Raw genomic sequence first — 26,617 nt, 5'->3', positions numbered from 1 at the left:
AATCGCTTCAAAATCTGCCCTCACATATTTGGATAGTTCGGCCCACCACCGCCCTCGGGCGTGGTCCAGGTAATATTCTGGTTCGGGTCCTTGATGTCGCAGGTCTTGCAGTGGACGCAGTTCTGCGCGTTGATCTGGAACTTCGGCTCCTTGCCGTCCTCGATCAGCCACTCGTAGACCCCCGCCGGGCAATAGCGCGTCGACGGACCCGCAAAGACGCCCAGCTCGCTCACCCGCTGCAGCTCCATGTCCGCCACCTTGAGGTGGTTGGGCTGATCCTCGGCGTGGTTGGTGAACGAGTAGGACACGCTGGTGAGCCGGTCGAAGCTGATCTTCCCATCAGGCGCGGGGTACTCGATCGGCTGGTGCAGGTCGGCGCGTTGCAGCTCTTCGTAATCGCGGTGGTGCTTCATCGTGATCGGCAGGCCGATCTTCAGCGAGCGCATCCACATGTCCGCCCCCGCCAGCACGGTGCCGATCTCGCCCCCGAACTTGGCGACGGCGGGCTGCGCGTTCTTCACCAGCTTCAGCTCCGTGGCGATCCAGCTCTCGCGCAGAGCCGCATCGTATTCCATCACCGCGTCATGCTCGCGGCCCGCAGCAATCGCTGCCGCCACGCTCTCGGCCGCCAGCATCCCGCTCTTCATCGCGGTGTGGCTACCCTTGATGCGCGGCACGTTCACGAAGCCTGCCGCACAGCCGATCAGCGCGCCGCCGGGGAAGGCCAGTTGCGGCACCGACTGCCACCCGCCCTCGTTGATCGCCCGCGCGCCATAAGCCACGCGCTTGCCGCCTTCGAGGATCGCGCGGATTTCCGGGTGCTGCTTCCAGCGTTGAAATTCGTGGAACGGGCTGACGTAGGGGTTCTTGTAATCGAGCGCGGTCACGAAGCCCAAGGCCACCTGTCCGCCTGCCTGATGATAGAGGAAGCCCCCGCCCCAGGTATCGCTCTCACTCAAAGGCCAGCCCTGCGTGTGGATCACCCGGCCCGGCACGTGTTTGGCCGGATCAATGTCCCACAGCTCCTTGATGCCGAGGCCATAGACCTGCGGCTCGCAGTTCGCTTCCAGATCGAAGCGCGCCTTCATCTGCTTGGTAAGGTTGCCGCGCGCGCCCTCGGCGAGCAGAGTGTACTTGGCCTCGATTGCCATTCCCGGCTGGAAATCGCCCTTATGGCTGCCATCGGCAGCAACGCCCATGTCCTGCGTGATCACGCCGGTCACCGCGCCATCCTCGCCAAGCATCACTTCGGCGGCGGGGAAGCCGGGGAACACCATCACGCCCAGCGCCTCGGCCTGTTCGGCAAGCCAGCGCGTCAGATTGCCGAGCGAGCCGGTGTAGCAGCCCTTGTTGCTCATCAGCGGGGGCATGAAAGCGTGGGGCAGACTGGTCTTGCCGCCCTTCGAAAGCTGCCAGTGCCAGTTATCGGTGACCGGCACTTCGGCCATCGGGCAGTCCATCGTGCGCCATTCTGGCAGCAGCTCGTCGAGCGCCTTGGGATCGACCACCGCGCCCGAAAGAATATGCGCGCCGATCTCCGAGCCCTTTTCGAGCACGACCACTTCCAGCTCTTCATTGAGCTGCTTCAGCCGGATTGCGGCGGAAAGGCCGGCCGGGCCACCGCCGACGATCACGACGTCGCAGGGCATGCTTTCGCGTTCTATTTCCGTCTCCGCACTCATCGTTTCGGCCCGTTTTGCAGTGAGATCATGGCACTGGGGCTTGATCGCTAGCCACGCCAACGTCAAGGGTGGCGCCGTGCTCGGGTTCGACAATTCACCTGCTGGTTCTTTCGCCGATCAGCTTGCCGCGATAAATGCGTGGTGGGCCGATGCGGGTGTCGATCACCTGTTCGACGACGAGCCGCAGGCGCTGCTGCGTGAGAAGGTAGCCAGTCCCGAGGCAATGCCGAAAGCGGCCGAAGCAACGGCCCAAGCCGAGGCAGAGGCGGTTCCGAGCTTTGATGCCTCGACCTTGCCGACCTCGCTCGAAGCCTTCGCCAGTTGGTGGCAAGACCCGACGACCGAGCTTCCGCTTGCGCATGGCAACCGGGTCGCCGCGCGTGGCCCTGCCGAGGCGCCAATCATGGTGCTGGTGCCGATGCCTGAATTTGGCGACAGTGATCGGCTGCTCGCGGGCGATCACGGGCGTTTGCTCGAGAACATCCTGCGCGCACTCGGTTTGACGGAAGACAAAGCCTATTTCGCCAGCGCCCTGCCTTGCCCCACCACCATGCCCGACTGGCCCGGCCTAGCGCGCGTCGGCCTTAACGCCATCACCGAGCGCCATATCGCACTCGCCGCGCCACAGCGGGTGTTGGTTCTGGGCGACGGCATGGGGCAGATGCTCGGGCTGGCGCAGGGTCAAGGCCAGCTTGCCGATATCCCGGCGCTCACCGCGCGCGCGCCCGAACACCTCGTTGCTCACCCACGCCAGCGCGCCCGCCTGTGGCGCGCGCTGCTTGACTGGATGCCCAGCCAATGACGCTTCGCCCATTGACCCTACGCATGGCCCTTGGCCTCGCCGCCACGGCCTGCCTGTGTGCGCCCGCCACGGCGCAGGATTCGCGCACCTATTTCACCGCCCGCATAACCCAGAGCGACGTGCCACAGGTGCTCAACCAGTCTGACCGCGACTATTACGGCGCGCTGTTCAGCGCCATCGACGGAGAGCGCTGGGGTGAGGTCGAAAGCCTGCTGGCGCAACGGCCGGATGGGCCGCTCCACGCGGTCGCCCGCGCCGAGTATTACCTTGCCGCCAATTCGCCGCGCGTCGAGGCTCCGCAGATCGAGGCCTGGATGCAGAGCGGTCGCAACCTGCCGCAGGCCGAGCAACTGGCCCGTCTGGGCGAACGGCGCGGGGCATCGGTGCCCTTGACGCTGCCCGCCAAACAAGGGTTCGTCCAGCAGCCGGGACAGGTCCGCCGCACCCGCCCGCGCTCGGTGAACGATGGCACGATGCCTTCATCGCTCGAAGCCGCGATCCTCGAACGCATCACCAACGATGATCCCAATGGCGCACGCCAGCTGCTCGACGGGATCGACGCCTCGCTCAGCTCCGATGCACGGGCCGAATGGCGCCAGCGCGTCGCCTGGTCATACTTCATCGAGAATATGGACGCTCAGTCGCTGGCCATGGCCCGCACCGTGAGCGAAGGTACTGGCGAATGGGTGGCCGAGGGGCAGTGGGTCGAGGGGCTGGCCTCGTGGCGACTCAACGATTGCGAAGGCGCGCTCGATGCGTTCCGGCGCTCAGCCTACAACGCGATCAACCCGGAACTGCGCACGGCAGCGCTCTACTGGGGTGCCCGCTCCGCGCTGCTGTGCCGCCAGCCCGATCTGGCTACCGAGATGCTCGGACAGGCTGCAGCCAACGACGGCACGATGTACGGAATGCTCGCTGCCGAGCAGTTGGGCCGCGACTTGCCCGACCGGGTGGAAAGCGCCGACTTCTCCGAGACCGACTGGCAGCAGCTCGGCGGTAATGACAACGTCCGGACTGCCATTGCGCTGGCAGAACTGGGCCGCGACGTGCTCAGCAGCGAGGTGCTTCTGCATGAAGCGGCCATCGGCCCGGCCGGCAACTATGCCGCGCTCTCGCGTCTGGCCCGCTCGCTCGGATTCCCGCAGACACAGCTTTACATGGCCTACAACGCGCCGGTCGGCACCAGCAGCGACCCGGCCTCCTACTTCCCTGCGCCCAAGATCGCACCGCGCGGCGGGTGGCAGATCGATCCGGCGCTGGCCTTTGCGCATATCCTGCAGGAATCGAACTTCCGCGCCAGCGCGGTGAGCCCGGCCAATGCACAAGGGTTGATGCAGATTACGCCGATCACTGTGCGCCAGCACGCGGGCTGCGTCGGCCAGTCGTCCGGTTCCATCAACGTGTTCGACGAGAGCACCAACCTCGCGCTGGGCCAGTGCAACATCCAGATGCTGCGCGACGATTCTTCTATCAGGGGCGAGCTGCCCAAGATGATGGCGGCTTATAACGCCGGCCTCACTCCGGTTCGCCGCTGGGAGAGCGAGGTCAACGACCAGAACGATCCGCTGCTTTACATGGAGGCGATTCCTTATTGGGAGACGCGCAGCTATGTCGCCATCGTGATGCGCAACTACTGGATGTACGAGCGGCAGGCCCGCGCCCCCTCGGCCAGTCGCCGCGCTTTGGCGCAGAACGTCTGGCCGCAGCTCACCACCGGCACCGCCGGCGAGGAACGTGGGCAGACCAGCGGCCGCGTCTACTTCTCCAACTAAGGCACTCCGATGGCTATCGACACCACCCGAACCTTCACCCCCATCACCATCGCGCTGCTGACCGTGTCCGACACGCGCGGCCCGGAGGAGGATACCTCAGGCGATATCCTGGCCGAGCGCATCACCGCCGCAGGCCACACGCTCGGCGCGCGCACGATCCTGCGCGACGATGCGGGACTGATCGCCGCGCAGCTTGAGGCGTGGATCGACGATCCGGCCATCGACGCGGTCGTCTCCACTGGCGGCACGGGCCTTACCGGGCGCGACGTGACGCCCGAAGCGCTTGACCGGGTGAAGGAGAAGGACATCCCCGGCTTCGGCGAACTGTTCCGCTGGGTCAGCTACAACACCATCGGCACCAGCACGGTGCAATCACGCGCCTGCGCCGTGCTGGCGCGGGGCACCTATATTTTCGCGCTGCCCGGCTCGAACGGCGCTGTGAAGGATGGCTGGGACAAGATCCTCGCCGAACAGCTCGACAGCCGCAACCGGCCCTGCAACTTCGTCGAACTGATGCCGAGGCTGCGGGAAAAATAGCTTTCCCGACTCAAATGTTCCGTTTATGTTCCTACTGTGGAACAGCAGCGGATCAAAGGACGGGGGGCGCAATCGGGCAAGGTTTCCGCGCGCTTTGCCCTGCCTGAGCGGACCGAGGACGGCGACTGGCGTGATGCGCGCGAGGCCGTCGATGGCGGGCCTCCCCCGCTGCGCACCGAGGTAACCGAGGAGCATCCCCGCTCGATCCTCAGCTACAATACATCACCCGACATTCCGTTCGACCGTTCGATCAACGCCTATCGCGGGTGCGAGCACGGCTGCATCTATTGCTTTGCCCGGCCCACCCATGCCTATCTCGATCTCTCGCCGGGGCTGGACTTCGAAACGCGGCTGTTCGCCAAGCCCAATGCGGCAGAGCTGCTGCGGTGCGAGCTGGCGCATCCGCGCTACAAGTGCGCGCCGATTGCCATGGGCACCAACACCGATCCCTATCAGCCGATCGAGCGGCAATACCGGATCACCCGCCAGATCCTCGAACTGTGCCTTGAGCTGCGCCATCCGGTGACGATCACGACGAAGTCCGACCGCGTTCTCGACGATCTCGATCTGATCGCGGAGCTGGCACGGCATGATCTGGTGGCGGTGGCGATTTCGGTCACCTCGCTTGACGCGCGGCTGTCCGCGCAGCTCGAACCGCGCGCGACCACCCCGGAAAAGCGCCTTGCTGCACTGGCCGCGCTTTCGGCAGCGGGAGTCCACACCAATTGCTCCATCGCGCCCGTGATCCCGGCCATCACCGACGACGTGATGGAGCGGCTGATCGAGCGCGCCGCCGCTGCCGGGGCCAAGTCGGCAACCTGGATACCGCTGCGCTTGCCGCACGAGGTTGCCCCGCTGTTCCGCGAATGGCTGGAGACCTATTACCCCGACCGTGCGGGCAAGGTCATGGCCACTCTGCGCGACATGCGCGGCGGTCGCGACAACGACCCGCGCTTCTTTGCCCGGATGCGCCCGCAAGGAGTCTGGGCCGACCTGTTCCGCAAGCGCTTCCACCTCGCCTGCCGCCGTGCGGGCATGTCGCGCAAGGTCGTCGCGCTCGACACCACCGCTTTTCGAAAGCCAGAGCCCACGGGCCAGTTGTCGCTGTTCTAGGATAGCCGAAACGGAGATTTTCAGGCTTCGCGCGACTGTCTCCAATTTGCCTTATCTCGAGCCTAAGCGCTCGCTAACGGCCGTGTTTCGTAATCGCGGCCAGCAGCAAGGGGAATGACGAATGAGACTTTCCGCAATCGGCCTCCTGACAGCCACGGCGCTCGTTGCGACACCTGCCATGGCGCGCGATGGCCAGGTCTATGGCGGTCTCGGTGGGGGCATTGTGCTCGCCGACGATCCGTCGTTGCGTGTCGTTGGCACCGCGAACACGGTCGACCTCGATCTCGACGCGGGCTGGGAAGCAGAAGCCGTGCTCGGCTATGACTTCGGCCCGGTCCGCCTGGAGGCAGAAGGTGCCTACAAGCACATCACCCTCGGCCCCGTGGATGCCACTTCGGGCGGCATCTATACGGGCGGGACCGCGCTCAGTTTCGCGAGTTACGACCAGGGTCACGGCAAGGTCGATGTCGCTAGCGGCATGGCCAACCTGCTGCTCGATTTCGGTGGTGAAGACGGTATCGGCTTCTCGATCGGCGGCGGCGCGGGCTTCTCGAACGCGCGGTTCTTCGATTTGTCCACCGGCGCGAATATCAACTTTGTCGACGATAACGATATTCTCTTCGCCTATCAGGGTATCGCCCAGCTGCGCGCGCCGGTGTCGGATAAGCTCGAAGCTTCGCTGAAGTACAAGTATCATCGCGTGAACGACGTGACTCTGCTCGACGAAGCGGATCGCACGCTCGACACCGACTTTGCCACGCATTCGCTTCTCGCGACGTTGATCTACAACTTCGGTGGCAGCGAACCGGCGGCTCCGCCCCCGCCGCCACCTCCTCCTCCGCCTCCTCCGCCTCCCCCACCGCCGCCTCCTCCGGCTCCGGTTGCGCAGCCTTGCAACACTGGCCCGTACATCGTGTTCTTCGACTGGGATAAGTCGGACATCACGGCTGAGGCTGCCAGCGTTCTGAACTCGGCGGTTACGGCCTATGGCGATTGCGGCACCGCCCGCATCATGCTTGCCGGTCACACCGACCGTTCGGGCTCGGCCACTTACAACATGGGCCTGTCGGAGCGTCGTAACGCTTCGGTCCAGCAGTACCTGACCGGCCGCGGCATCCCCGCCGCTCGCATCAGCACCGAAGCCTTCGGCGAAACGCAGAACCGCGTGCCGACTGCCGACGGTGTCCGCGAGCTGCAGAACCGCCGCGTCGAAGTCACCTACGGTCCCGGCTCGGGCAACTAAGCCCAACCGGCCCTAGGCCCAGACACAAGAAGGCCCGGCAGGAGCGATCCTGTCGGGCCTTTTCCTTGTGTGCGTTCAGTCGAACCGGTGCTTTGTTGTCGCGAGCAGCACATGCGTGGTAATCTGCGCCACTCCCGGCACGGCGGCGAGCGTCTCGGTGTGGAACTTCTTGTATTGCTGCAACCCGGCGACCTCGACCCGCAGCAGATAGGAGGTCGCGCCGGTGATATTGTGGCACTCGACCACCTGCGGTGCGCCTGCCACCGCGCGTTCGAACGCCTCGAGGTTTTCCTTCGAGTGCGAGGAGAGGGCCACTGTCACATAGGCGATGAACCCGGCGCCGCCCGCGAGAGGGTCGACCCGCGCGTGATAGCCCGTGATGATCCCGGCGCGCTCAAGCTCCTGAACCCGGCGCAGGCAGGCCGAGGGCGAGAGCCCCACCCGCTCGGCCAGCTCGACATTGGTGAGTCGGGCATGGCGCTGAAGTTCGCGCAATATCCTGCGGTCTATTTCGTCATTTCTCGGCATTAATTGCGCTGTTACCGGGAACGCACTGCGCTTCACAAGGATATTGCGCCCATTGCAGCGTATTATTGCCGGCATGGAAACCAGCTTTGCCAGCCTCGCCCTGTTTGCGCTCGTGGGCTCGATCACACCCGGACCGAACAATATCCTTCTGATGACATCGGGCGCAAACTTCGGTGTGCGCCGGTCGTTGCCGCTGTTGTGCGGGATCATCGTCGGTTTTCACATGCTGATCGCGCTGGCCGGACTGGGCGCGGCGGCGATCCTGCTCGCCCATCCCGAGGCCGATCTGGTGTTCCGCCTCGGTTGCGCGGTGGTGGTGCTGTGGCTGGCCTGGAAGCTGGCCCGCAGCAGTCCCGCCAAGGCGCGCGCGACGCAGACAAAGCCGCTCGGCTTCATCGAGGGGCTGAGCCTGCAACTGATCAACGCCAAGGCCTGGGTGGTGGCGATCGCCGTGAGCGCGCTGTTCGCCCCGGGCGGCTCGTACGCCGATGTGGCGGCGCTCGTCGGGGTATTTCTGCTGGTCAACCTGCCGAGCGTGACGCTGTGGCTGGTGGCCGGTCGCGGGATCGAGCGGGTGCTGCGCAAGGAGAGCCAGTTGCGCGTGTTCAACGTGGTGATGGCCGCACTGCTGCTCGGCTCGACCCTGCCCGCGCTGCTTTGGCCTGCTGCGTAGACTAGGCACCGCCGAGAGATATGAACCTATATCTGGAGGTGGCGGGGCACAATTGGTTGCCGAACCTGGGTGACATGGCAATCATACCCCACGGAGGGCTTTATGGCTTTGGTTGAAGTATTTGACAGCAAGGATCCGGAAACGCTGCTGTTCGCAGCCGAGTTCGACTTCCTGCCGCATGTCGGCGAACACCTTGCCCGAGATGCGGCAGGCTATTTCCAATACTATGACGTCGTCGAAATCTGGCACCGGCAAGACGCAGTAAACGGCGCCTTTCGAGCATGCTTACTTGTCACGCTCGACGACTGACGAACCAGAATCTGTTTACGCCACCAGTCGCAGGTGCCCGATCCCCCGGATCGGCGCGAGGCTGACTGACCCCAGTCCGGCAACATTGGACAGCTTGTCGACCAGCGAGCCATCGAGCGCGAAATCGCGGCCGAGCAGCACGCTCGGCTCCTGCTCCTCACCGATGCGCAGGCGCACCAGAACCTCGCCATGGCCCGGCTGCCCCGGTTCGAGCATCGCTCGCAAGGTGGCAAGCCCCGCCTCGTCGTAGACATCGGCGCGCAGGATCATCTTGGCCGAGCCGGTCACCTCGGCCAGAGGCTTGGCCCCGCGCACGGTGATGCGCGGCGGCTCGTCGGGGCTCGGGCTATCGAGTTCAACGTTCAGCAGCACGCAGGTGCCCTCCGAGGCCCAGCGCTGGAAGCTCTCGACCAGCCCTTCCTCGAAGCAGGCGGCGGAGAAGTTGCCCGTGCTGTCGGAGAAGTCCGCGCGGATGAATTCGGCCCCGCGCTTGGTGCGGCCCTTGCTCGCGCCCTCGACCATCGCCGCGACCACCGCGTTCTCGCGGCCCCCGCGCACCCCGCCGGTCATTAGCGAGGCATAGGTCCGCGCCCCTTGCGCCGAGGCAGCATGGCGGAACTGCTCGACCGGGTGGGCAGCGAAGTAAAACCCGAAGTTCTCGCGCTCCGCCGCCATCTGCTCGGCGCGCGGCCATGGTTTTGCTTCGACCAGACGCACTTCGGGCTCGGCATGGTCGTCTCCGCCGAACAGGCCCGCCTGGCCGCTTGAACGCTCGCGGCTTGCGGCATCGGCCACGGCCATCAGCATGTCGGCATTGGCGAGCACCTTGGCGCGGTTGGGTTCGAGCGCGTCGAATGCCCCCGACGCGGCGAGGCTTTCGAGTTGGCGGCGGTTCATCGCGCCTGCGGGCATCCGTTCGAACACGTCGGTGAGGCTGGCGAAGGCTCCGCGCGCCTCGCGCTCAGCCACCACCTGCTCCATCGCCCTCTCGCCCACATTCCGCAAGCCGGCGAGCGCAAACCGCACGGCGTACCCCTCTTCGGTCTGCTCGACGTGGAACTCGGCCTCCGAATGGTTGATGCAGGGACCGAGCAGCTTCAGCCCGTTGCGCCTGAGGTCGTCGACGAACACTGCCAGCTTTTCCGACTGGTGCATGTCGAAGCACATCGACCCGGCGTAAAACTCCTCCGGATAGTGCGCCTTCAGCCACGCGGTCTGATAGGCGAGCAGCGCGTAGGCGGCGGCGTGCGACTTGTTGAAGCCGTAGCCGGCGAACTTGTCGATCAAGTCGAACAGCTTGTTCGCCTCGTCCTTCTCGATCCCCGAGACCTCCTTGCAGCCCTCGCAGAAACGCAGGCGCTGGGCGTCCATCTCGGCCTGGATCTTCTTTCCCATGGCGCGGCGCAGCAGGTCGGCGTCGCCGAGCGAATAGCCCGCGAGGATCTGCGCGGCCTGCATCACCTGTTCCTGATAGACAAAAATGCCGTAGGTCTCTTCCAGGATGCCCTTCAGCTTTTCGTGCGGGTAGATGATCTCCTCTTCGCCTGCCTTGCGCCTGCCGAAGCTTGGGATGTTGTCCATCGGGCCGGGTCGGTAAAGCGACACGAGCGCGATAATATCCTCGAATTTTGTGGGCTTTACCGCAGTCAGCGTGCGGCGCATCCCTTCCGATTCCAGCTGGAAAACGCCGACTGTGTCGCCGCGTTTGAGCAGTTCGAACACCGCCGGATCATCCCATGCGAGAGTGTCCAGCTCCACCTCGATCCCGCGCCGCGCGAGTAGGTCGACCGCCTTGCGCAGCACCGACAGCGTCTTGAGGCCGAGGAAGTCAAACTTCACCAGCCCGCTGTCTTCCACATGCTTCATATCGAACTGCGTCACCGGCATGTCCGAACGCGGATCGCGATAGAGCGGCACCAGTTGCGACAAGGGGCGGTCGCCGATCACCACGCCCGCCGCGTGGGTGGAAGAGTTGCGCGGGAAGCCTTCGAGCTGGATAGCCAGATCGACGAGCCGCTTCACTTCGTTGTCGTTCGAGTATTCGCGTTTGAAGTCGGCCGCGCCGTTGAGCGTACGTGGCAGAGTCCAGGGGTCTGTCGGGTGATTGGGCACCATCTTGGTGAGCCGATCGACCTGACCATAGGGCATTTGCAGAATGCGCCCGCAATCGCGCAGCACCGCGCGTGCCTTCATCTTGCCGAAGGTGATGATCTGCGCGACGTGATCGTGGCCATATTTGGCCTGCACATAGCGGATAACCTCGCCGCGCCGCGTTTCGCAGAAGTCGATATCGAAGTCGGGCATGGAAACGCGTTCCGGGTTGAGGAAACGTTCGAACAGCAGCCCCAAGCGGATCGGATCGAGATCGGTGATCGTCAGCGCCCAGGCCACCAGCGAGCCCGCACCCGAGCCGCGCCCCGGCCCAACCGGAATGCCTTGTGCCTTGGCCCACTTGATGAAGTCGGCAACGATCAGGAAGTAGCCGGGGAAGCCCATCCGCTGGATGATCCCAACCTCGAAATCTAGGCGTTTCGCATATTCGCGGAACTCTTCGAGATTCCCGCTCTCCCTGAGCTTGTCGAAGGGCTGCCCTTCCTCGGGCGCGCCGCTGGCAAGCAAGGACAAGGCTTCGTCAAGCTCAGCCTGATCGGTTTCGGGGTAATAAGGCGCGATCCGCATGGCGAGGCCCTTGCGCGCGTCCTCCTCCAGCATCCGCGCCTCGCCCTCCTGATCGCCCGCGAGGCTGGGCAGGATGGGCTTGCGCTTTGGCGGCGCGAAGGCACAGCGCTGTGCCACCACCAGCGTGTTTGCCAGCGCTTCGGGGAGGTCAGCGAACAGCTCCTCCATCATCGAGGCGGGCTTGATGTAGGTCTCGGCGTTCGAGGTGGGCCGGTCGGAACTGTCAAGCTGCGACGAGTTGGCGATGCACAGCATGGCATCGTGCGCCTTGTGCATGTGGGGCTCGCCATAGTGCGCGGGGTTCGTTGCCACGAGCGGCAGGTCGCGCGCATAGGCGAGGTCGATCAGCGCACCCTCAGCGGCCTCCTCTACCGGATCGCCGCGCCGCGCCAGTTCGATGTAGAGCTTGCCGGGAAACAGCTCTTCAAGCTGGCTTAGCAGCTCCTCGGCCTGGGCTGTCTGGCCCTGAGCCAGCCATCGCGCCAAGGCCCCCTCGCCCGCGCCGGTGAGCGCGATCAGATCCTCGGTATGGCCGGCCAGATCGCCAAGCTGCACGTGCGGTTCCAGCTCTAGCGGGCGGTCGAGATGCGCGCGGCTGACGAGGTGGCACAGGTTGTTCCACCCCTGCTCGCCCTGAGCGAACAGCGGCAGGTAATCGACCAGTTCGCCGGTAACGTCGCGCGCCACGCCCAGCAGCGTGCCGATGATGGGCTGAACCCCCTCGCCCTTGCAGGCCCCCGCGAAGGCGGATGAGCCATAGAGGCCATTGCGGTCGCAGATGGCGATGGCGGGAAAGCCGCGCTCCTTCGCCAGTTTGGCGATCTGCTTGGGGTCGATCGCCGCCTCCAGCATCGAGAAACTGGAAAAGACTCGCAAGGGGACAAAGGGGGCATATGGCATGGGCCGGTGAATGTGCGGAGAGCGGCCCGGTCGATCAAGGGGTCTGTTGCAGGGCTTGGGGAAAACCCAATATTCTTGCCAGTCTCCCGATTTCGTGTTCAACTTCGCACACGTCAGGTTTCGTTGGGGGACGAACACATGAGTGACAATCCAGTACAATCCGGACCATCGCCGATTTTGGCGCGCGCCAAGGGCATTTTGATGGCTCCGGCCGCCGAGTGGCAGGCCATAGCGGGTGAGAGCGATTCGCCCAAAGACGTCTTCCTGCGTTATGTCGTGCCGCTTGCCGCTATCGGGCCGGTTGCGGCTTTTATCGGCGGCCAGGTGTTTGGATATGGCGCTCTCGGCTTCACCTACCGCCCCAGCCTGATGACGGGCATCACCACGCTCATAACCTCTTACGTGATGGCGCTGGTGAGCGTGTGGCTGGTCGCCTTCGTCGCAAACTTCCTCAGCCCGAAATTCGGTGGCAAGGATGACTATCCGGCTGCCTTCCGCCTCGTGGCCTACGCGATGACGGCAAGCATGGTGGGCGGCATTGTGGGGCTTCTCCCGGCGCTTTCGGTGATCGGGCTCCTCTTTGCGATCTACAGCCTCTACCTGTTCTACAAGGGCGCGGTTCCGGTGATGGGCGTGGCTCCGGACAAGCTGCCCGTCTTCACCATTGCCACGGTGGTTGCAGCCTTCGTGATCTCGCTTATCGCCGGTGCGATCTCCACCGCCATTACCGCGCCGTCAATGATCGCAGCGGCCGATGCGCAGGATCAGATGTCGCTCGATATGGGTGGCCTTGGCTCGATGCAGGCGAGCGAGGATGGCTCGACCATGACCATCACCGGCCCTGACGGCGAACAGGTCAACATCACGGTCGACAACAACGGGGAGTAGCTTACTCTTCCTTGGCGGCGATCTTGCGGCGGGTGTCGCGGATCGTCGACCACGCGCCGTAGATTATTAGTGCGGCAAGGAACATCCACACCCAAAGCGGAATGTCCTCACCGAAAATCGCCAGATAGAGATAGGCCGATACGAAGAAGAACCCCGCCAGCATCGTGGGGGCCACGGTCGAGCGGCCTGCCCGTGCCCGCTTCACCAACCAGCCAATGGAGGCGAGGAAGAACGGGATCGCGCCGACGTAGATCGCGCCGAAGATGTATGGATTGACGCCGTATTGCGCGCCGAGACCTAGAAACCAGTCGTTGAAAGATCCCAGCACGCGCGACTCCGATACCTCCGGCGCACTTCATCGGGCACCTGCCGCGAACCTAGAGGATCGCGGCAGGCGATCAATCACTTCCGCGGGAAGTCGTCACGCGCAGCAAGGGCGGCGATCTCTTCGGCATGAAACTCGCGGTCGCCGGCCTTCTGGATGTAGTAGCCGCGACGTTCGTCCTCCGGCAGCGCAGCAATTTCGGCCACCAGCTCCGCGAAGGTCCCGCTCCTGATCGCCTTGGCCCGGTCGAGCACGCCATCGCCATCTCCCGCCGCATGAAGGAACGCCCGGTCATCCCACTGGATACCCTGGCGGTTCGTGCCCTCGGCTCTGTAGCTGCTGGGAAAATCGACCATCTAAGAACGCTCCTAAGTTTGCTTCATCAACGCCCAAGCGCGCTGCGGGTTTCCGCGCGAACCGGCCTATTCGAGGCGCCCTTCTGACAAGCGTACGACCCGGTCCATCCGCGCCGCAAGCCGCTCGTTATGCGTCGCCACCAAGGCCGAACTCCCCTGCCCGCGAACCAATTCGAGGAATTGCGCGAAGACCTTGTCGGAGGTGGTCTCGTCGAGGTTGCCAGTCGGCTCGTCGGCTAGCACCAGCAGCGGCTTGTTGGCCAGCGCACGGGCTACGGCCACGCGTTGCTGTTCACCGCCGGAAAGCTGGCTCGGCCGGTGTGTCAGCCGATGCGCGAGGCCCAGCGCGCCGAGCAAGTCGCGCGCGCGCGCCTCGGCATCGCTCCGGCTTATACCCAGCAGAAGCTGTGGAAGGATGACGTTCTCCTCGGCGGAGAAATCGGGCAGCAGGTGGTGGAACTGATAGACAAAGCCGAGGTTTTCGCGCCGCATTGTGGTGCGCTCTGCCGCACTGGCCTTGCTCGCATCGACACCGGCGAGTTCGATCCGGCCCGAGAAGCCGCCTTCGAGCAAACCCACCGCCTGCAACATGGTCGACTTGCCCGAGCCTGACGGCCCCAGCAGCGCCACGATCTCGCCGGGCTGGATCGTCAGATCGACCCCGCGCAGAACCTCGATAACCTCGCCGCCCTGCTCGAAATTACGGGCCAGCGAAGTAAGACGGACAACCGGGCTACTCATAGCGAAGCACCTCGACCGGATCGGTATTAGCCGCTCGGTAGGCCGGATAGAGCGTTGCAAGGAACGACAGCCCCATCGCCATGCCGGCAATCGCGATCACCTCGAACGGGTCGGTGCGCGCGGGCAGTTCGGACAAGAAGCGGATCTGCGGATCCCACAGATTTTGCCCGGTCACAACCTCGATGAACTTTACGATCGACTGCCGGAAATAGAGCACCACAAAGCCCAGCGTCAGCCCGGCTGCCGTTCCAATTACACCGATGGCCGAGCCGGTGGTGACAAAGATCTTCATCAGCGAATTACGCCGCGCGCCCATCGTACGCATGATCGCGATATCGCGCGTTTTGGAACGCACCAGCATCACCAGCGAGGACAGGATATTGAACGCGGCCACCAGCACGATGATCGACAATGCAAAGGCCATCGCCACCCGTTCCACCTGCAAGGCCTCGAACAGCGAGGCGTTGAGGGTCTTCCAGTCGGTCAGCACCGCGCGGCCCGAGATTGCCTGCTGCACCGGCCCGAGAATTTCGCTCACCTTGTCGGGATCGTCGACCTGCACCTCGATCATGCCGATGGTGTCACCCGTCAGCAGCAGGGTCTGCGCATTGGGGATCGGCATGATGACGAAACGCTCGTCGAAGTCGTAGAGCCCGACTTCGAAAATGCCGGTTACCGTGTAGCCGACCTGGCGCGGATAGGTGCCGAAAGGCGTGGTGCGGCCCTGCGGGTTGATGATCGTGATCGTGTCGCCCAGCCTCAGCCCCAGATTGAACGCCAGCCGCGAGCCGATGGCAACATTGCGCTCACCTGGCTTGAGATCGTCGAGCGACCCCGAGACAAGGTTCTGCTTCATGTCGGCGATGTCCTCGGGCGTGTTTCCACGCACGAACACCGCGTCGGCCCGTCCCTCGTAGCTTGCCAGAAGCGGTTTCTCGATCATCGGCGAGGCCTTGGTGACGCCCTCGGTCGTGCGCACGATCTCAAGCACCTGCTGCCAGTCGTCGATCTTGTCGCCATAGCCCTGAATCACCGCATGACCATTCAGGCCGGTAATGCGGTCAAGCAGCTCGGCGCGAAAGCCGTTCATCACGCTCATTACGATCACCAGCATGGCGACCGAGAGCATCACCACGGTGATCGAAATGCCAGCCACCAGCGCGATAACGGCTTCGCCGCGACCGGGTAACATATAGCGCTTGGCGACGGTCCATTCGAAAGGGCTTAATATCAAGGGCCTGAGCTTCTGTATGGTTTAAGCGACTGCGAGGCGTCTAGGCGGCAAGCCCCGGCCTCGCAATGGAAAAGCCGGGGCTTGCTGTCGGTGGGCTTAAGATCAGGCCTCGGCCATGTGGCGATAGACCGCGCGCTCGTGGCTGAATGCCTTGAACCCGAAGTATCCATGGTACGAGCCGATGCCACTGGCATTCACGCCGCCGAACGGCAGGTTGTTTTCGAGATAGTGCGAGAACACGCCATTTACCGTCACTCCGCCCGAGCTGGTGCGCTGAAGCACCTTCTCGACGTTTTCCTCATTCGGGCTGAACACATAGAGCGCGAGCGGCTTGTCGCGCGCCTCGATGTAACCGATCGCCTGGTCGATATCGTCGTAGGTCATGACCGGAAGCAGCGGCGCGAAAATTTCTTCCTGCAGGATGGTCATCTGCGGGGTGACGTCGGTGAGCATGGTCGGGTGGACCGTAAGAGTGTCCTCCTCGAACGTGCCGCCCACGGCAACCTTGGCGCCCTTGGCCACGGCATCGTCGAACAGGCCTTTCACACGGTCGTAGTTGCCCTTGTTAACCACCTGCGCGATGGCCTCGTGCTTTATCTTGCCGTCCTCGTAGAGGTTGGTCTCAACGTTGCTGGCAAAGGCTTCGACCAGCGCATCCTTCTGCCCTTCCTTTACGAACACATAGTCGGGGCAGATGCAGGCCTGCCCGCCGTTGAACTGCTTGGCCCCGGCGAGCGCAGCCCCGATGGCAGCGACGTCCGCGCCCTCGTCCACGATGACCGGCGACTTGCCACCCAGCTCCAGCGTGACGCTGGCGAGGTTCCTGGCCGCAGCCGTCATCACGATCTTGCCGACCTTGGTGCTGCCGGTGAAGAAGATGTGGTTGAACGGCAGGTCAAGCAGTGCCTCGGCCACGCTCACGTCGCCTTCGAACACAGCGGCCTCGTTCTCGTCGAACACCTCTTCGACGATAGCCTTGGCAATCTTCGCAGTCGCCGGGCACAGGTCTGTAAGCTTGACCATACAGACATTGCCCGCCGCCACAGCCGCCGCGAGCGGGCCGAAGGTGAGGCCGAGCGGGAAGTTCCACGGCCCGAGGATCAGGCACACGCCGCGCGCCTCGTAGATGATCTCGGCCTTGTCGTCGGGGTTCGAGGATGAGCCCACCTCGGTCGGTTTCATCCAGTCGTCGAGGCTATCGATGTTGCGCTGGATATTGCCGAGGATATTGAGCACCTCGGTTACGCGGATCTCGCCTTCCGGCTTTCGGGTATCCTCGCGCACGGCGGCGATGATGTCATCGGTCCGCGCGCCGATCACCTCTTTCAGCTTCGTGAGCTTGGCCTTGCGCGCCTCGGCACTGGAAGCCTTGACCTCCCATTGATGCTCCTGCTGCGCGGCGAACACGCGTTTGATGTCGGCGGCAAGGTCGGCAGCGGTCGGCTGGGTGGTCATCGGGGTATCCCTTCCAGTTGATTTTGTCCGCCATTTGGGGTGGCGGGGCACTGCTCGCAAGGGAGTGTCGCGAAAGGCCAGCCCCCACACGCGAAAAAGGCGCCCCCCGTGAGGGAGCGCCTTTTCGTTTTGCGTCGGGCTGGTTGCCCGCCCCGGCCGCTTGCTTAGTACCGATAGCCCAGCGTCAGGCCATAGGTGCGCGGCGGCAAGTAGGTCGCGCCGATCACGCGGCCGGTCGACAGCGCGAAGGTGCTCGAACGACGTAGCGTGTCGCCGATGTTGCGGACATAGGCGAGCGCATAGAGGCCGCCGTTGTTGTCCTCCCAGCGCAGCGATGCGTCGAACATCGTGTAGGCCTCCGAGCCTTCCACCAAGCGGTTGAACTCGGTGAAGAACACGTCCGAACGACCATACATGTCACCCGCAAGGGTGAGCGTGCCGCCCAGCAGATCCTGCGAGGCATCAAGCTCGGCGCGCAGGTTGTACGACCATTCGGGCGTGTTGCGCGTCGGGTTGCCAGCCAGCTGGATGCGGCAGGGGCCAAAGTCGTCAAGCGAATCCGCCGGGCACGGCCCGCCAAAGGCGGTCGGGCTCGGGTTGGTCACCGGGTCATAGGCCGGCTGGCCGGGCTGCGACACGTTAACCGGATCAAGCGGATCAAGCGTGACGAAATCGTCGTACTTGCTGTCGGTGTAGCTCAGGCCACCCGAAAGGCGGAACACATCCACCGGCGAGAACACGAAGTCGGCCTCGAATCCGGTCGCGCTGGTTTCGGCCGCGTTCTCGAAGATCGTGGTGAAGCCGGCGGGGCCGCCACCCACGGTCTTGTTGATCTGCAGACCCGTCAGTTCGTAGGTGTAGCCCGCAAGGTTCAGCGTCAGCATCCGGTCGAACAGCTGCAGCTTGGCGCCGATTTCGTGGTTCACCACGCTCTCGGGGTCGACGATGGTAGTCGAACCGGCAGCGTTCTCACCCGAGCCAGCCTTGAAGCCCTCGGAATAGGTGTAGTAGAACAGCATGTCCGAGTTCGGCTCCCAGCTGATGCCGAGTTCCGGGGTGAAGTCCTCGAAGGTCCGCTCAGTGAAGGTGCCCTCGTTGGTGTTGACGAGAATAGTCGACACCGCCGGGTTGGCGTTGGCCGTCATGATGATCGACGGGTTGCGGCTGTCGACCTCTTCATGGCTCCAGCGACCTCCGACCTTGATCGAGACGCCATCCAGGCCGAACTTGGCCATGTCGAAGTTCAGCTGACCAAAGGCGGCATAGGCCTCGGTTCCGAGGTTCGAGCGCAGGCACACGCGGTTGGGCGCAGCGCCAGCCTGGAACGCGCACATGTCGAGCGATTCGGCCAGCGAGATCGAACCGACCGGAGCGGGCGTACCGTCGATCACCACCGGGCGGGTGGCGAGCGTGGTGATGTTGCTCTGCATACCGGTCGTGCTTGAAAGCCCGACCTGATCGCGCGGCTTCTGACGCTCGTTGAAGTAGTAGAGGCCAGCCACACCAGTGACGAAATCGGTATCGATCGCGAGTTGCAGTTCGTTCGAGAACTGCTCGGCATCGATCGTGCGGGTCTGCACCGTGGTCGCCTGCGGCAACCGGTTCACGACCGCCGAAATGTCGAGATCCTGGATCAGCTGGGTGTCAAACTTGCGATAGTTGGCAAGGTTGGTCAGCCGCAGGTTCTCGTTCAGGTCGATGCCGAGGTTCGCGGTGAAGCTGTAGGTCTCGGTGTCGACCGAGGGCGGTTCGTCGCTCGAGAGATCGCGCGGGTCGGTGGCGAAGCCGCCGGCTCCGATAGGGGCAAGGCGCGCAACACCGGGGAAGGCCGGAGCCGAATAGTGCACCGCACCCGAGTTGTCGTGCTGGCCGTAATACTCTGCCGACAGCAGCAGGTCCCACCCCTGATCGAAGTCGAACAGCAGCTGGCCGCGAACCATCTGGCGCGAGTTGTCATCGACGTCCCAGCCATTGACCGGATCGACGCCGTAACCGGCGCGCTCATCTACGCGGCCCGCCAGACGGAACATCACGCCATCGGTGATCGGGCCACCAATGCCGACTTCCGCCGACTTTGTTTCATAGTTGCCGAGCGTGAACTGGGCATCGACCGTCAGGTAGTCGGTCGGCTTGCGGGTGATGAGGTTGATCGAACCGCCAACCGCGTTGCGACCATAGAGGCTGCCCTGCGGGCCGCGCAGCACTTCAACGCGCTCAAGGTCGAACATCGAGGTCAGCTGCGCTTCGGCGCGAGCGACATAAGCGCCATCGACGTGCATGGCGACGCCGGTGCTCGACCCGGTGGTCGAGGTGTTGGCGCCCACACCGCGGATGAAGACCTTGGCCTGGTTGAAGTCGTTGCCGAAGGTGACCGACGGCACGGCCGACTGGATGTCGGCCAGGTTTGAAATGCCGCGATCGGCGAGCAGTTCGCCACCAACGGCGGAGACCGCCACCGATACGTCCTGCATATCCTGCGCGCGCTTGTTCGCGGTCACGATGATCATGTCATCGTCGGCTTGCCCGGCATCCTGCGCCAGAGCCGGTGCGGCAACGGCCAGTGCGACGAGAGACGCGGTGCCAAGACTGGCGACGCGGGCGAAATTCCTGGGTGTCATCGAAGTTCCTCTTCCTCAAACTCTAATTGCACAGCGGCAGCTGGCAAAGTTCGCTCGCGGTGCATTTGATATGGCGCAAAGATAATACAATACGACGCCGCGTTGAGGCGCAGATTCAACAGCAGTGTTGCATTGACGCCACACTGTTACCCGATGGCTGTCGATCAGCCGCCTCGGAGCATTTGCACACCCCAATCGCGCTCCAGCAGATAGAGCAAGGTACGCGCGGCCTGTCCGCGTGGCCCGTCGAGCCCGCCATCACGCTCGACCAGCAGGCGCGCGTCATCGTTGGCCATTTCGCCATACTTCTGAACCTGTTCGAGGCTGGCGATAGAGAACCCGTCCTCGCCGCTCTGGCGCGTGCCGAGCAGTTCGCCGCCACCACGCAGCTCCAGATCCTGTTCGGCGAGATAGAACCCGTCCTGGCTCTCGCGCATCAGGGCAAGGCGCTGCTTGCCCACTTCGGAAAGCTCGCTGCTGCGCAAGAGGAGACAGACCGATTTCTCCGATCCGCGCCCTACCCGTCCGCGCAGCTGGTGGAGCTGGGCAAGGCCGAACCGCTCGGCCTGCTCGATCACCATCAGGGTGGAACTGGGCACATCGACCCCGACCTCGATCACCGTCGTCGCAACCAGCAGCTTGGCCTCGCCTGCCGCGAAACGCGCCATGGCGGCATCTTTTTGCTCGGGCGCGAGCTGGCCGTGGACCAGCACCACATCCTCACCGAACCGCTCTTTCAGTGCCGCGAAGCGGGCTTCTGCGGCGGCGAGGTCATCGCTGGCGGTCTCGCTATCGCGCACCATCGGGCAAACCCAATAGGCCTGCTGGCCGCTGGAAATATGCCGTGCCACGCCTTCGACCACATCGGCCATTCGGTCGAGCGCCACCACACGGGTGTCGATCGGCTGACGTCCGGGCGGCATCTCGTCGAGGCGGCTGACATCCATTTCGCCATATTGCGCCAGCACCAGCGTGCGCGGGATCGGCGTTGCGGTCATGGCGAGGGTATGCGGGGTAACGCGGCCCTTTTGCGTAAGCATCAGCCGCTGCGAAACGCCGAAGCGGTGCTGCTCGTCGATCACCACCAGCCCGAGGTTACGGTAGCTGACCGTAGGCTGGAAAATGGCGTGGGTGCCGACGAGAATCTGCACCGAACCGTCGACCAACCCCATCAGAATGCCCTCGCGCGCCCTGCCCTTGTCGCGCCCGGTCAGTAGCTCGATGGTCACCCCGGTGGGCGCGGCCATCTTGCGCAATGTCTCGAAATGCTGGCGCACGAGGATCTCGGTCGGCGCGAGCAATGCGGCCTGCGCGCCCGCCTCGACCGCCGCCAGCATCGCTTCCAGCGCCACCACCGTCTTGCCCGCGCCGACATCGCCTTGCAGCAATCGCAGCATCGGGCTCGCCTGCGCCATGTCGCCGGTTATCTCGGCAATCGAGCGTTTCTGCGCGCCCGTCAGCGGGAACGGCAGCGCGAGCTTGTCGCGCAAGGTTCCGTCGCCTTGAAGGCTCTGGCCCTTGCGCGCCTTGTTGCTCTGCCGCACCAGCATGAGGGCGAGCGCATTGGCGAACAGTTCGTCGTAGGCGAGCCGGTCGCGCGCCTTGGCTGCCTCGCCCGCGTGAGCGAGTTTCAACGCCTCGGCCCACTCAGGCCAGCCTTGGCGGGAAAGCAAGCCCGGTTCGATCCATTCGGCCAGCTCGGGCATTCGCGCCAAGGCCTGCTCGACCATCGCACCGATACGCGGTTGGGTCAGCCCTTCGGCAAGGCGATAGATCGGCTCGATCAGGCGGCCCATGGCGCCCGCGCTGTCCTCGGTCACGTGGTCGGGGTGAACGATCTGAAGCATATCGCCATACTGGTCGAGCCGCCCGGCGACCCAGCGCTTCTCGCCCACCGGAAGCTGCTTCTTGGCGTTGTAGCTGGCGCGCCCGAAATAGGTCAGCGCGCAGATGTTGCCCTTGGCGTCGGCGGCCAGCACGCGGTATGGCCCACGCCCCGGATTGCGCGGTGCGCGATGCTCGGTGGGCGTCAGCGCGACAACGATCTGCTCGCCCACCAGCGCCTCGTCGAGATCGGCCACGCTGCGCCGCGCCACGAAGCGTTCGGGCAGATGATAGAGCACGTCGCGCACCCGCTCCAGCCCGAGCCGTTCGAGCGGCTTCTTCAGCTTTGGGCCGATGCCATCGAGGCTATCGATCTCGGCAAACAGAGGGTTGAGCTCTTCGGGGCGCATGGATGAAGCTCTAGCCCAAGCCGCGCGCATCGGATAGGAGGCGCGGCGATGATTACCCCAGACCTTTCCACCCGCCTCGCCCGCGCGAAATTCCGCGCCTGGCACCGGGGCACCCGCGAGGCCGACTACATGATCGGTGGCTTCTTCGACGCCTATCATGAAGGCTGGGACGAAGCGCAGTTGGTCTGGTTCGAAAAGCTGCTCGACGAGGAAGACGTCGACATCATGTCATGGGCGCTGGGCACCGCAGAGGCTCCACCCGAATTCCACGGAGAACAATTCACCGCCTTGCGCAAACTGGATTACGTGCGCATCTGAGCGCCCATCCCCGCCGCAGCCGATCCAGTAACTCCCCATGCCCGACCTCAATCGCATCCTCTCGGCGGATACACCGCTCACGCTGTCCTCGCTGGTGCGCGGGGTGCAGCCGCTGGTGCTGGCCGATCTCACGCGCGCCTCGAAGGGCCGCGCGGTGTTCGTCGCGCCCGACGATGCGGCGATGCGGGCTGTGGCGGATGCCGCAGCATACTTCGCGCCCGAGCTTGAAGTAATCGAATTCCCCGCGTGGGACTGCCTGCCCTACGATCGCGCGAGCCCCGCACTCTCAGTTAGCGCGCGGCGGTTGTCGGCGCTTTACCGGCTGCAACAGGGCAAACCCGGCACCCAGTTGCTGGTCACCACCATCAATGCCGTGCTGCAACGCGTGCTCACCCCGTTCCGCATCCGCGAGGCGGTGCGAGAGCTGAAGCCGGGCGTTAGCATCGGGCACGAGAGCCTCGCCGCGCTGTTACAACGACAGGGCTATTCGCGCACCGATACCGTCGTCGACACCGGCGAGTTCGCTGTGCGCGGCTCGATTTTCGATATCTATCCGAGCGGGCTCGAAGCAGGCCTCCGGCTCGATTTCTTCGGCGACGAGCTGGAAAGCCTGCGCCTGTTCGATCCGAGCACCCAGCGCACCACCGAGGTGATCGAAAACCACCTCCTGCTCCCCGCCAGCGAAGCGCTGCTCGACGACGATACGATCAAGCGCCTCCGCAGCCGCTACCGCGAGCGCTTCGGCGCCACCGCCACGCAAGACCCGCTTTACGAGGCGGTCAGCGAAGGCCGCAGGCTTGCCGGGATGGAGCACTGGCTGCCGCTGTTCGAAGATCGGCTCGCTACGCTGTTCGACCACCTTTCGCCCGCCGACGTGCTGGTGATGGATGCAGGCGCCGTTTCCGCCATGGAAGAGCGGCTGAAGGACATCGCCGACTATCACCGCCAGCGCAGCGAAGTCGCAGGCCAGGCCAAGGGCAGCTACCGTCCGCTCGCCACCGATGCGCTCTATCTGGAGCCGGAGGAAGCAGCCGGACTCTTCGCCAAGTGGCCCGCCCATGTGGCCGACCAGTTCGCCCGCCCCGAAGATGCGAAGTCGCTTGATTTCGGCTTCCGCTCGGCGCGCGATTTCACGCCCGAGCGCTCACGCGGCGAGAACGTTTATGAGGCCGCCGCCAAGCATTTCACCGCGCTCGGCAAGCAGGGCAAGCGCCCGCTGCTGGCCGCCTATTCGCAAGGCTCGCGCGCGCGGATCGTCTCGATCCTCGAAGAGGCCGGAGCCCCCGCTACCCTCTCCGCAAGCTGGCAGGAAGCGCTGGGGCAATCGGCCAAGGGGCGGCTTGCGGCGATGGTCCTGCCGCTCGACACCGGCTTTGCCAGCGACGACATCGAGCTGATCACCGAGCAGGACTTGCTCGGCGACCGGCTCGTGCGCCGCCGCAAGAAGAAGAAAGACGCCGACGCCTTCCTCGCCGAATTGCAGGCGCTGCGCCGGGGTGATCTGGTGGTCCACGTTGATCACGGGATCGGCAAGTATCTCGGGCTCGAACCCATTGCCGTGGGCAAGAGCCAGCACGACTGCGTGATGCTGGAGTATCACGGCGGCGACAAGCTCTACATCCCGGTCGAGAACATCGACGTCCTCTCCCGCTATGGCAGCAGCGAGGATGGTGCGGCTCTCGACAGACTAGGCGGCGAAGCATGGCAGAAGCGGCGCGCCCGCCTGAAGGAGCGCATCCGCGCCATCGCGGGCGAGCTGATGCTGGTCGCCGCGCAGCGCGCCTTGCGCAAGGCCCCGGTGCTGGCGGTGGACGAGGCGAGCTACAACCAGTTCCTCGACCGCTTCCCATGGGAAGAAACCGAGGATCAGGATCAGGCCATCGCTGACGTTCTGGGCGATCTCGAAAGCGGCAGGCCGATGGATCGGCTCGTGTGCGGCGATGTCGGCTTCGGCAAGACCGAGGTCGCGCTGCGCGCCGCCTTTGTGGCGGCCATGGCCGGGCAACAGGTGGTGATGGTGGCCCCCACCACTTTGCTTGCGCGCCAGCACTACCAGAATTTCTGCGAACGCTTTGCCGGGTTCCCGCTGCGCATCGGGCGCCTCTCGCGTCTGGTCGGTGCGAAGGAGGCGAAAGAAACCCGCGAAGCACTGGCGGCAGGGACGATGGACGTGGTGATCGGCACCCACGCGATCCTCTCCAAGAACACCAAGTTCAAGAACCTCGGCCTCGTGCTGGTCGACGAGGAGCAGCGCTTCGGCGTCAATCACAAGGAAAAGCTCAAGCAGCTGCGCGCCGACGTTCACGTGTTGACGCTGACCGCCACGCCAATCCCGCGCACCTTGCAGATGGCGATGAGCGGCCTGCGCGAACTCTCGACCATCCAGACCCCGCCGGTCGACCGCCTTGCGGTACGCACCTATGTGATGGAGTGGGACGAAATGGTGGTGCGCGAGGCCCTGCTGCGCGAACATCACCGTGGCGGGCAGAGCTTCATCGTCGTCCCCCGCATATCGGACATGCCCGAGATCGAGGACTGGTTGCACAACACCGTGCCGGAAGTGAAGTACGTCACCGCGCACGGCCAGATGGCGCCGAGCGAGATCGAGGAGCGCATGAGCGCGTTCTATGAGAAGAAGTACGATGTGCTGCTCTCGACCACGATTGTCGAAAGCGGGCTCGACCTTCCGAGCGCGAACACCATCATCATTCATCGCGCCGACCGCTTCGGCCTTGCCCAGCTCTACCAGCTGCGCGGGCGCGTCGGCCGCGCGAAGATCCGCGCCTATGCTTACCTCACCACGGCCGAGAACACCGCGCTTTCGGAAGTGGCGGAGAAGCGCCTGAAAGTGCTGAGCGATCTCGATTCGCTGGGTGCGGGCTTCCAGCTCGCCAGCCACGATCTCGACATCCGCGGTGCGGGCAACCTGCTCGGAGACGAGCAATCGGGCCATATCCGCGAGGTCGGCTTCGAACTGTACCAATCGATGCTCGAAGACGCGATCCTCGCCGCCAAGGCAGGCGAGGTTGGGCTGGAGCGCGACAGCACCGGCCTGTCACCGCAGATCACGGTCGATGCGCCGATCATGATCCCCGAAGACTATGTGCCCGATCTGGCGGTGCGCATGGCGCTTTACCGCCGCCTTAACCAGGCCGAGAACAAGGGCGACCTCGACGCCATGGCTGCCGAGATGATCGACCGTTTCGGCGACCTGCCCGCCCCGACCAAGAACCTCATCCGCCTGATCGAGGTGAAGCAGCAGGCCATCGGCGCCAACATCGCCAAGATCGATGTGGGCGCACGCGGCACCCTGGTCACCTTCCACAATGACGACTTCCCCGATCCGGCCGGCCTGCTCGCCTATGTCGAGCGCCTGCAAGGCACCGCCCGCCTGCGGCCCGACATGAAGCTCGTGATCGAGCGCGCCTGGGGCAACCCGGAAAGCAGGCTCAACGGGCTGTTCCAGCTGACCAAGGGCCTGAGCGGGATTGCCCGCAAGGCGGCGAAGAAGGGTTAGTTGGTCGGCCGCACCGCGCGCAAGGCAGTGATGTCAGCCCCGGTGATGGCGGTGAAATTGTCGCTGATCAGGTCGTGCGGCCAGTCCCACCAGGCGATATCGAGCAGCGCGGCGGTGGTTTCAGCATCAAAGCGTGCCTTCACTTCCCGCGCCGGGTTGCCGCCTGCCACCGTGAAAGGCGCGACGTCCTTCACCACCACGGCGCCGGCCGAGATGATCGCTCCGTCGCCGATGGTAACTCCGGGCATGATGATCGCGTTCATCCCGATCCACACGTCGTTGCCGATCACGGTGTCGCCCTTGCGATCCGGCAGGTCCATCAGCTTGACCACGTCCGCCATTTCCATGCTCGAATCCATCATGAAGTTGGCGAATGGGAAGGTCGAGAAGCCGGAAGTATCGTGGTTGGCGGTGCTGGTGATGATCCGCACACCGTGGGCGATCTGACAGAACTTGCCGATCACCAGCTTCTCCTTGCTCGGCGGATAGATATAGGGCGCGAGGTAGGCCGCGTAGTCATCCAGCACTTCGAGGTGGCCGAAGTAGCTGAAGTCGCCGATCTCGATGCGCGGGTGGTCGATCACCTGATTTAGGTGGACTACCGTCTTCACCTGCGTGCCGTCGGGCAGGACCATCGGGTATTTCTGGCTGGCATCGAGCCTTCGCATGGCGGCACCTCTTTACTTGAAAACA

At 64.3% G+C, this 26,617-nt stretch carries 21 protein-coding genes; 10 read left to right on the top strand and 11 right to left on the bottom strand.

Annotated elements, in window-relative coordinates:
- Positions 1 to 20: 20 nt before the first annotated feature.
- On the bottom strand, positions 21 to 1,682 hold the full coding sequence (locus tag ABDJ38_RS04095; protein WP_346783785.1) for an electron transfer flavoprotein-ubiquinone oxidoreductase: 1,662 nt from the start codon (positions 1,680 to 1,682) through the stop codon (positions 21 to 23).
- 40 nt (positions 1,683 to 1,722) lie between these two features.
- On the opposite strand from ABDJ38_RS04095, the gene ABDJ38_RS04090 reads away from it, so the two are divergent.
- From ABDJ38_RS04090 to ABDJ38_RS04070, 5 genes are all read left to right on the top strand, one after another.
- A complete protein-coding gene (locus ABDJ38_RS04090; RefSeq protein WP_346783784.1) occupies positions 1,723 to 2,484 on the top strand; it encodes a uracil-DNA glycosylase family protein in 762 nt (253 codons plus the stop codon).
- Complete coding sequence (locus ABDJ38_RS04085) at positions 2,481 to 4,256, top strand: transglycosylase SLT domain-containing protein (RefSeq protein ID WP_346783783.1); 1,776 nt, start codon at positions 2,481 to 2,483, stop codon at positions 4,254 to 4,256. The genes ABDJ38_RS04090 and ABDJ38_RS04085 overlap by 4 nt, the downstream gene beginning before the upstream one ends.
- A gap of 9 nt (positions 4,257 to 4,265) precedes the next feature.
- Positions 4,266 to 4,793 (top strand): molybdenum cofactor biosynthesis protein B, encoded by a 528-nt coding sequence (gene moaB / locus ABDJ38_RS04080; RefSeq protein WP_346783782.1) that lies wholly within the window; start codon positions 4,266 to 4,268, stop codon positions 4,791 to 4,793.
- A 36-nt stretch (positions 4,794 to 4,829) separates the two neighbouring features.
- Positions 4,830 to 5,906, top strand: a complete 1,077-nt coding sequence (locus tag ABDJ38_RS04075) for a PA0069 family radical SAM protein (protein ID WP_346783781.1) — start codon at positions 4,830 to 4,832, stop codon at positions 5,904 to 5,906.
- A gap of 121 nt (positions 5,907 to 6,027) precedes the next feature.
- Positions 6,028 to 7,149 carry an OmpA family protein gene (locus tag ABDJ38_RS04070; RefSeq protein WP_346783780.1) on the top strand — a complete coding sequence of 374 codons (1,122 nt, stop codon included), beginning with the start codon at positions 6,028 to 6,030 and terminating at the stop codon, positions 7,147 to 7,149.
- Between the two features lie 75 nt (positions 7,150 to 7,224).
- Here ABDJ38_RS04070 and ABDJ38_RS04065 read toward each other — a convergent pair whose 3' ends face one another.
- Positions 7,225 to 7,677 (bottom strand): Lrp/AsnC family transcriptional regulator, encoded by a 453-nt coding sequence (locus ABDJ38_RS04065; RefSeq protein ID WP_346783779.1) that lies wholly within the window; start codon positions 7,675 to 7,677, stop codon positions 7,225 to 7,227.
- Between the two features lie 52 nt (positions 7,678 to 7,729).
- Between ABDJ38_RS04065 and ABDJ38_RS04060 the strand changes: the two genes are divergently transcribed.
- A complete protein-coding gene (locus ABDJ38_RS04060) occupies positions 7,730 to 8,350 on the top strand; it encodes a LysE family translocator (protein ID WP_346783778.1) in 621 nt (206 codons plus the stop codon).
- A 102-nt stretch (positions 8,351 to 8,452) separates the two neighbouring features.
- Positions 8,453 to 8,659 carry a hypothetical protein gene (locus ABDJ38_RS04055; RefSeq protein ID WP_346783777.1) on the top strand — a complete coding sequence of 69 codons (207 nt, stop codon included), beginning with the start codon at positions 8,453 to 8,455 and terminating at the stop codon, positions 8,657 to 8,659.
- A gap of 15 nt (positions 8,660 to 8,674) precedes the next feature.
- On the opposite strand, the gene dnaE is transcribed toward ABDJ38_RS04055, so the two are convergent.
- Positions 8,675 to 12,238 (bottom strand): DNA polymerase III subunit alpha, encoded by a 3,564-nt coding sequence (dnaE, locus tag ABDJ38_RS04050; protein ID WP_346783776.1) that lies wholly within the window; start codon positions 12,236 to 12,238, stop codon positions 8,675 to 8,677.
- Between the two features lie 138 nt (positions 12,239 to 12,376).
- Here dnaE and ABDJ38_RS04045 point away from each other — a divergent pair, with 138 nt between their 5' ends.
- Entirely contained in the window at positions 12,377 to 13,126 is a 750-nt protein-coding gene (locus ABDJ38_RS04045; protein ID WP_346783775.1) for a Yip1 family protein, read from the top strand.
- Position 13,127: 1 nt separating this feature from the next.
- Here the strand turns inward: ABDJ38_RS04045 and ABDJ38_RS04040 are convergent, their stop codons facing one another.
- The 7 genes from ABDJ38_RS04040 to recG form a co-directional block, all read right to left on the bottom strand.
- A complete protein-coding gene (locus tag ABDJ38_RS04040) occupies positions 13,128 to 13,454 on the bottom strand; it encodes a hypothetical protein (RefSeq protein WP_346783774.1) in 327 nt (108 codons plus the stop codon).
- A 74-nt stretch (positions 13,455 to 13,528) separates the two neighbouring features.
- Entirely contained in the window at positions 13,529 to 13,807 is a 279-nt protein-coding gene (locus tag ABDJ38_RS04035) for a hypothetical protein (RefSeq protein ID WP_346783773.1), read from the bottom strand.
- Between the two features lie 66 nt (positions 13,808 to 13,873).
- Complete coding sequence (locus ABDJ38_RS04030; RefSeq protein WP_346783772.1) at positions 13,874 to 14,548, bottom strand: ABC transporter ATP-binding protein; 675 nt, start codon at positions 14,546 to 14,548, stop codon at positions 13,874 to 13,876.
- Entirely contained in the window at positions 14,541 to 15,782 is a 1,242-nt protein-coding gene (locus tag ABDJ38_RS04025; protein WP_346783771.1) for a lipoprotein-releasing ABC transporter permease subunit, read from the bottom strand. The genes ABDJ38_RS04030 and ABDJ38_RS04025 overlap by 8 nt, the downstream gene beginning before the upstream one ends.
- A gap of 102 nt (positions 15,783 to 15,884) precedes the next feature.
- Positions 15,885 to 17,237, bottom strand: coding sequence for an aldehyde dehydrogenase family protein (locus ABDJ38_RS04020; RefSeq protein WP_346783770.1), 1,353 nt, complete (start codon positions 17,235 to 17,237; stop codon positions 15,885 to 15,887).
- Between the two features lie 164 nt (positions 17,238 to 17,401).
- On the bottom strand, positions 17,402 to 19,855 hold the full coding sequence (locus ABDJ38_RS04015) for a TonB-dependent receptor (RefSeq protein ID WP_346783769.1): 2,454 nt from the start codon (positions 19,853 to 19,855) through the stop codon (positions 17,402 to 17,404).
- A gap of 164 nt (positions 19,856 to 20,019) precedes the next feature.
- Entirely contained in the window at positions 20,020 to 22,089 is a 2,070-nt protein-coding gene (recG, locus tag ABDJ38_RS04010) for an ATP-dependent DNA helicase RecG (RefSeq protein ID WP_346783768.1), read from the bottom strand.
- A 48-nt stretch (positions 22,090 to 22,137) separates the two neighbouring features.
- Between recG and ABDJ38_RS04005 the strand changes: the two genes are divergently transcribed.
- Positions 22,138 to 22,407, top strand: coding sequence for an FAD assembly factor SdhE (locus ABDJ38_RS04005; RefSeq protein WP_346783767.1), 270 nt, complete (start codon positions 22,138 to 22,140; stop codon positions 22,405 to 22,407).
- 37 nt (positions 22,408 to 22,444) lie between these two features.
- Positions 22,445 to 25,924, top strand: coding sequence for a transcription-repair coupling factor (gene mfd / locus ABDJ38_RS04000; RefSeq protein ID WP_346783766.1), 3,480 nt, complete (start codon positions 22,445 to 22,447; stop codon positions 25,922 to 25,924).
- On the opposite strand, the gene ABDJ38_RS03995 is transcribed toward mfd, so the two are convergent.
- Positions 25,921 to 26,559 (bottom strand): CatB-related O-acetyltransferase, encoded by a 639-nt coding sequence (locus ABDJ38_RS03995; RefSeq protein ID WP_429771086.1) that lies wholly within the window; start codon positions 26,557 to 26,559, stop codon positions 25,921 to 25,923. The genes mfd and ABDJ38_RS03995 overlap by 4 nt on opposite strands.
- Positions 26,560 to 26,617: the final 58 nt, after the last annotated feature.

This window comes from Aurantiacibacter flavus (genome assembly GCF_039710615.1).
Lineage (GTDB): Bacteria > Pseudomonadota > Alphaproteobacteria > Sphingomonadales > Sphingomonadaceae > Alteraurantiacibacter > Alteraurantiacibacter flavus.
The sequence above is the reverse complement of the archived record's forward strand: the minus strand, read 5'-3'. Positions and strand labels throughout refer to the sequence as shown.

Excerpts from the sequence above, each read along its gene's own strand:
- ABDJ38_RS04095 (WP_346783785.1), bottom strand. The coding sequence starts at position 1,682 with ATGAGTGCGGAGACGGAAATAGAACGCGAAAGCATGCCCTGCGACGTC.
- ABDJ38_RS04085 (WP_346783783.1), top strand. The coding sequence starts at position 2,481 with ATGACGCTTCGCCCATTGACCCTACGCATGGCCCTTGGCCTCGCCGCC.
- moaB (WP_346783782.1), top strand. The coding sequence starts at position 4,266 with ATGGCTATCGACACCACCCGAACCTTCACCCCCATCACCATCGCGCTG.
- ABDJ38_RS04070 (WP_346783780.1), top strand. The coding sequence starts at position 6,028 with ATGAGACTTTCCGCAATCGGCCTCCTGACAGCCACGGCGCTCGTTGCG.
- ABDJ38_RS04065 (WP_346783779.1), bottom strand. The coding sequence starts at position 7,677 with ATGCCGAGAAATGACGAAATAGACCGCAGGATATTGCGCGAACTTCAG.
- ABDJ38_RS04055 (WP_346783777.1), top strand. The coding sequence starts at position 8,453 with ATGGCTTTGGTTGAAGTATTTGACAGCAAGGATCCGGAAACGCTGCTG.
- dnaE (WP_346783776.1), bottom strand. The coding sequence starts at position 12,238 with ATGCCATATGCCCCCTTTGTCCCCTTGCGAGTCTTTTCCAGTTTCTCG.
- ABDJ38_RS04045 (WP_346783775.1), top strand. The coding sequence starts at position 12,377 with ATGAGTGACAATCCAGTACAATCCGGACCATCGCCGATTTTGGCGCGC.
- ABDJ38_RS04035 (WP_346783773.1), bottom strand. The coding sequence starts at position 13,807 with ATGGTCGATTTTCCCAGCAGCTACAGAGCCGAGGGCACGAACCGCCAG.
- ABDJ38_RS04030 (WP_346783772.1), bottom strand. The coding sequence starts at position 14,548 with ATGAGTAGCCCGGTTGTCCGTCTTACTTCGCTGGCCCGTAATTTCGAG.
- ABDJ38_RS04020 (WP_346783770.1), bottom strand. The coding sequence starts at position 17,237 with ATGACCACCCAGCCGACCGCTGCCGACCTTGCCGCCGACATCAAACGC.
- ABDJ38_RS04015 (WP_346783769.1), bottom strand. The coding sequence starts at position 19,855 with ATGACACCCAGGAATTTCGCCCGCGTCGCCAGTCTTGGCACCGCGTCT.
- recG (WP_346783768.1), bottom strand. The coding sequence starts at position 22,089 with ATGCGCCCCGAAGAGCTCAACCCTCTGTTTGCCGAGATCGATAGCCTC.
- ABDJ38_RS04005 (WP_346783767.1), top strand. The coding sequence starts at position 22,138 with ATGATTACCCCAGACCTTTCCACCCGCCTCGCCCGCGCGAAATTCCGC.
- mfd (WP_346783766.1), top strand. The coding sequence starts at position 22,445 with ATGCCCGACCTCAATCGCATCCTCTCGGCGGATACACCGCTCACGCTG.
- ABDJ38_RS03995 (WP_429771086.1), bottom strand. The coding sequence starts at position 26,559 with ATGGTCCTGCCCGACGGCACGCAGGTGAAGACGGTAGTCCACCTAAAT.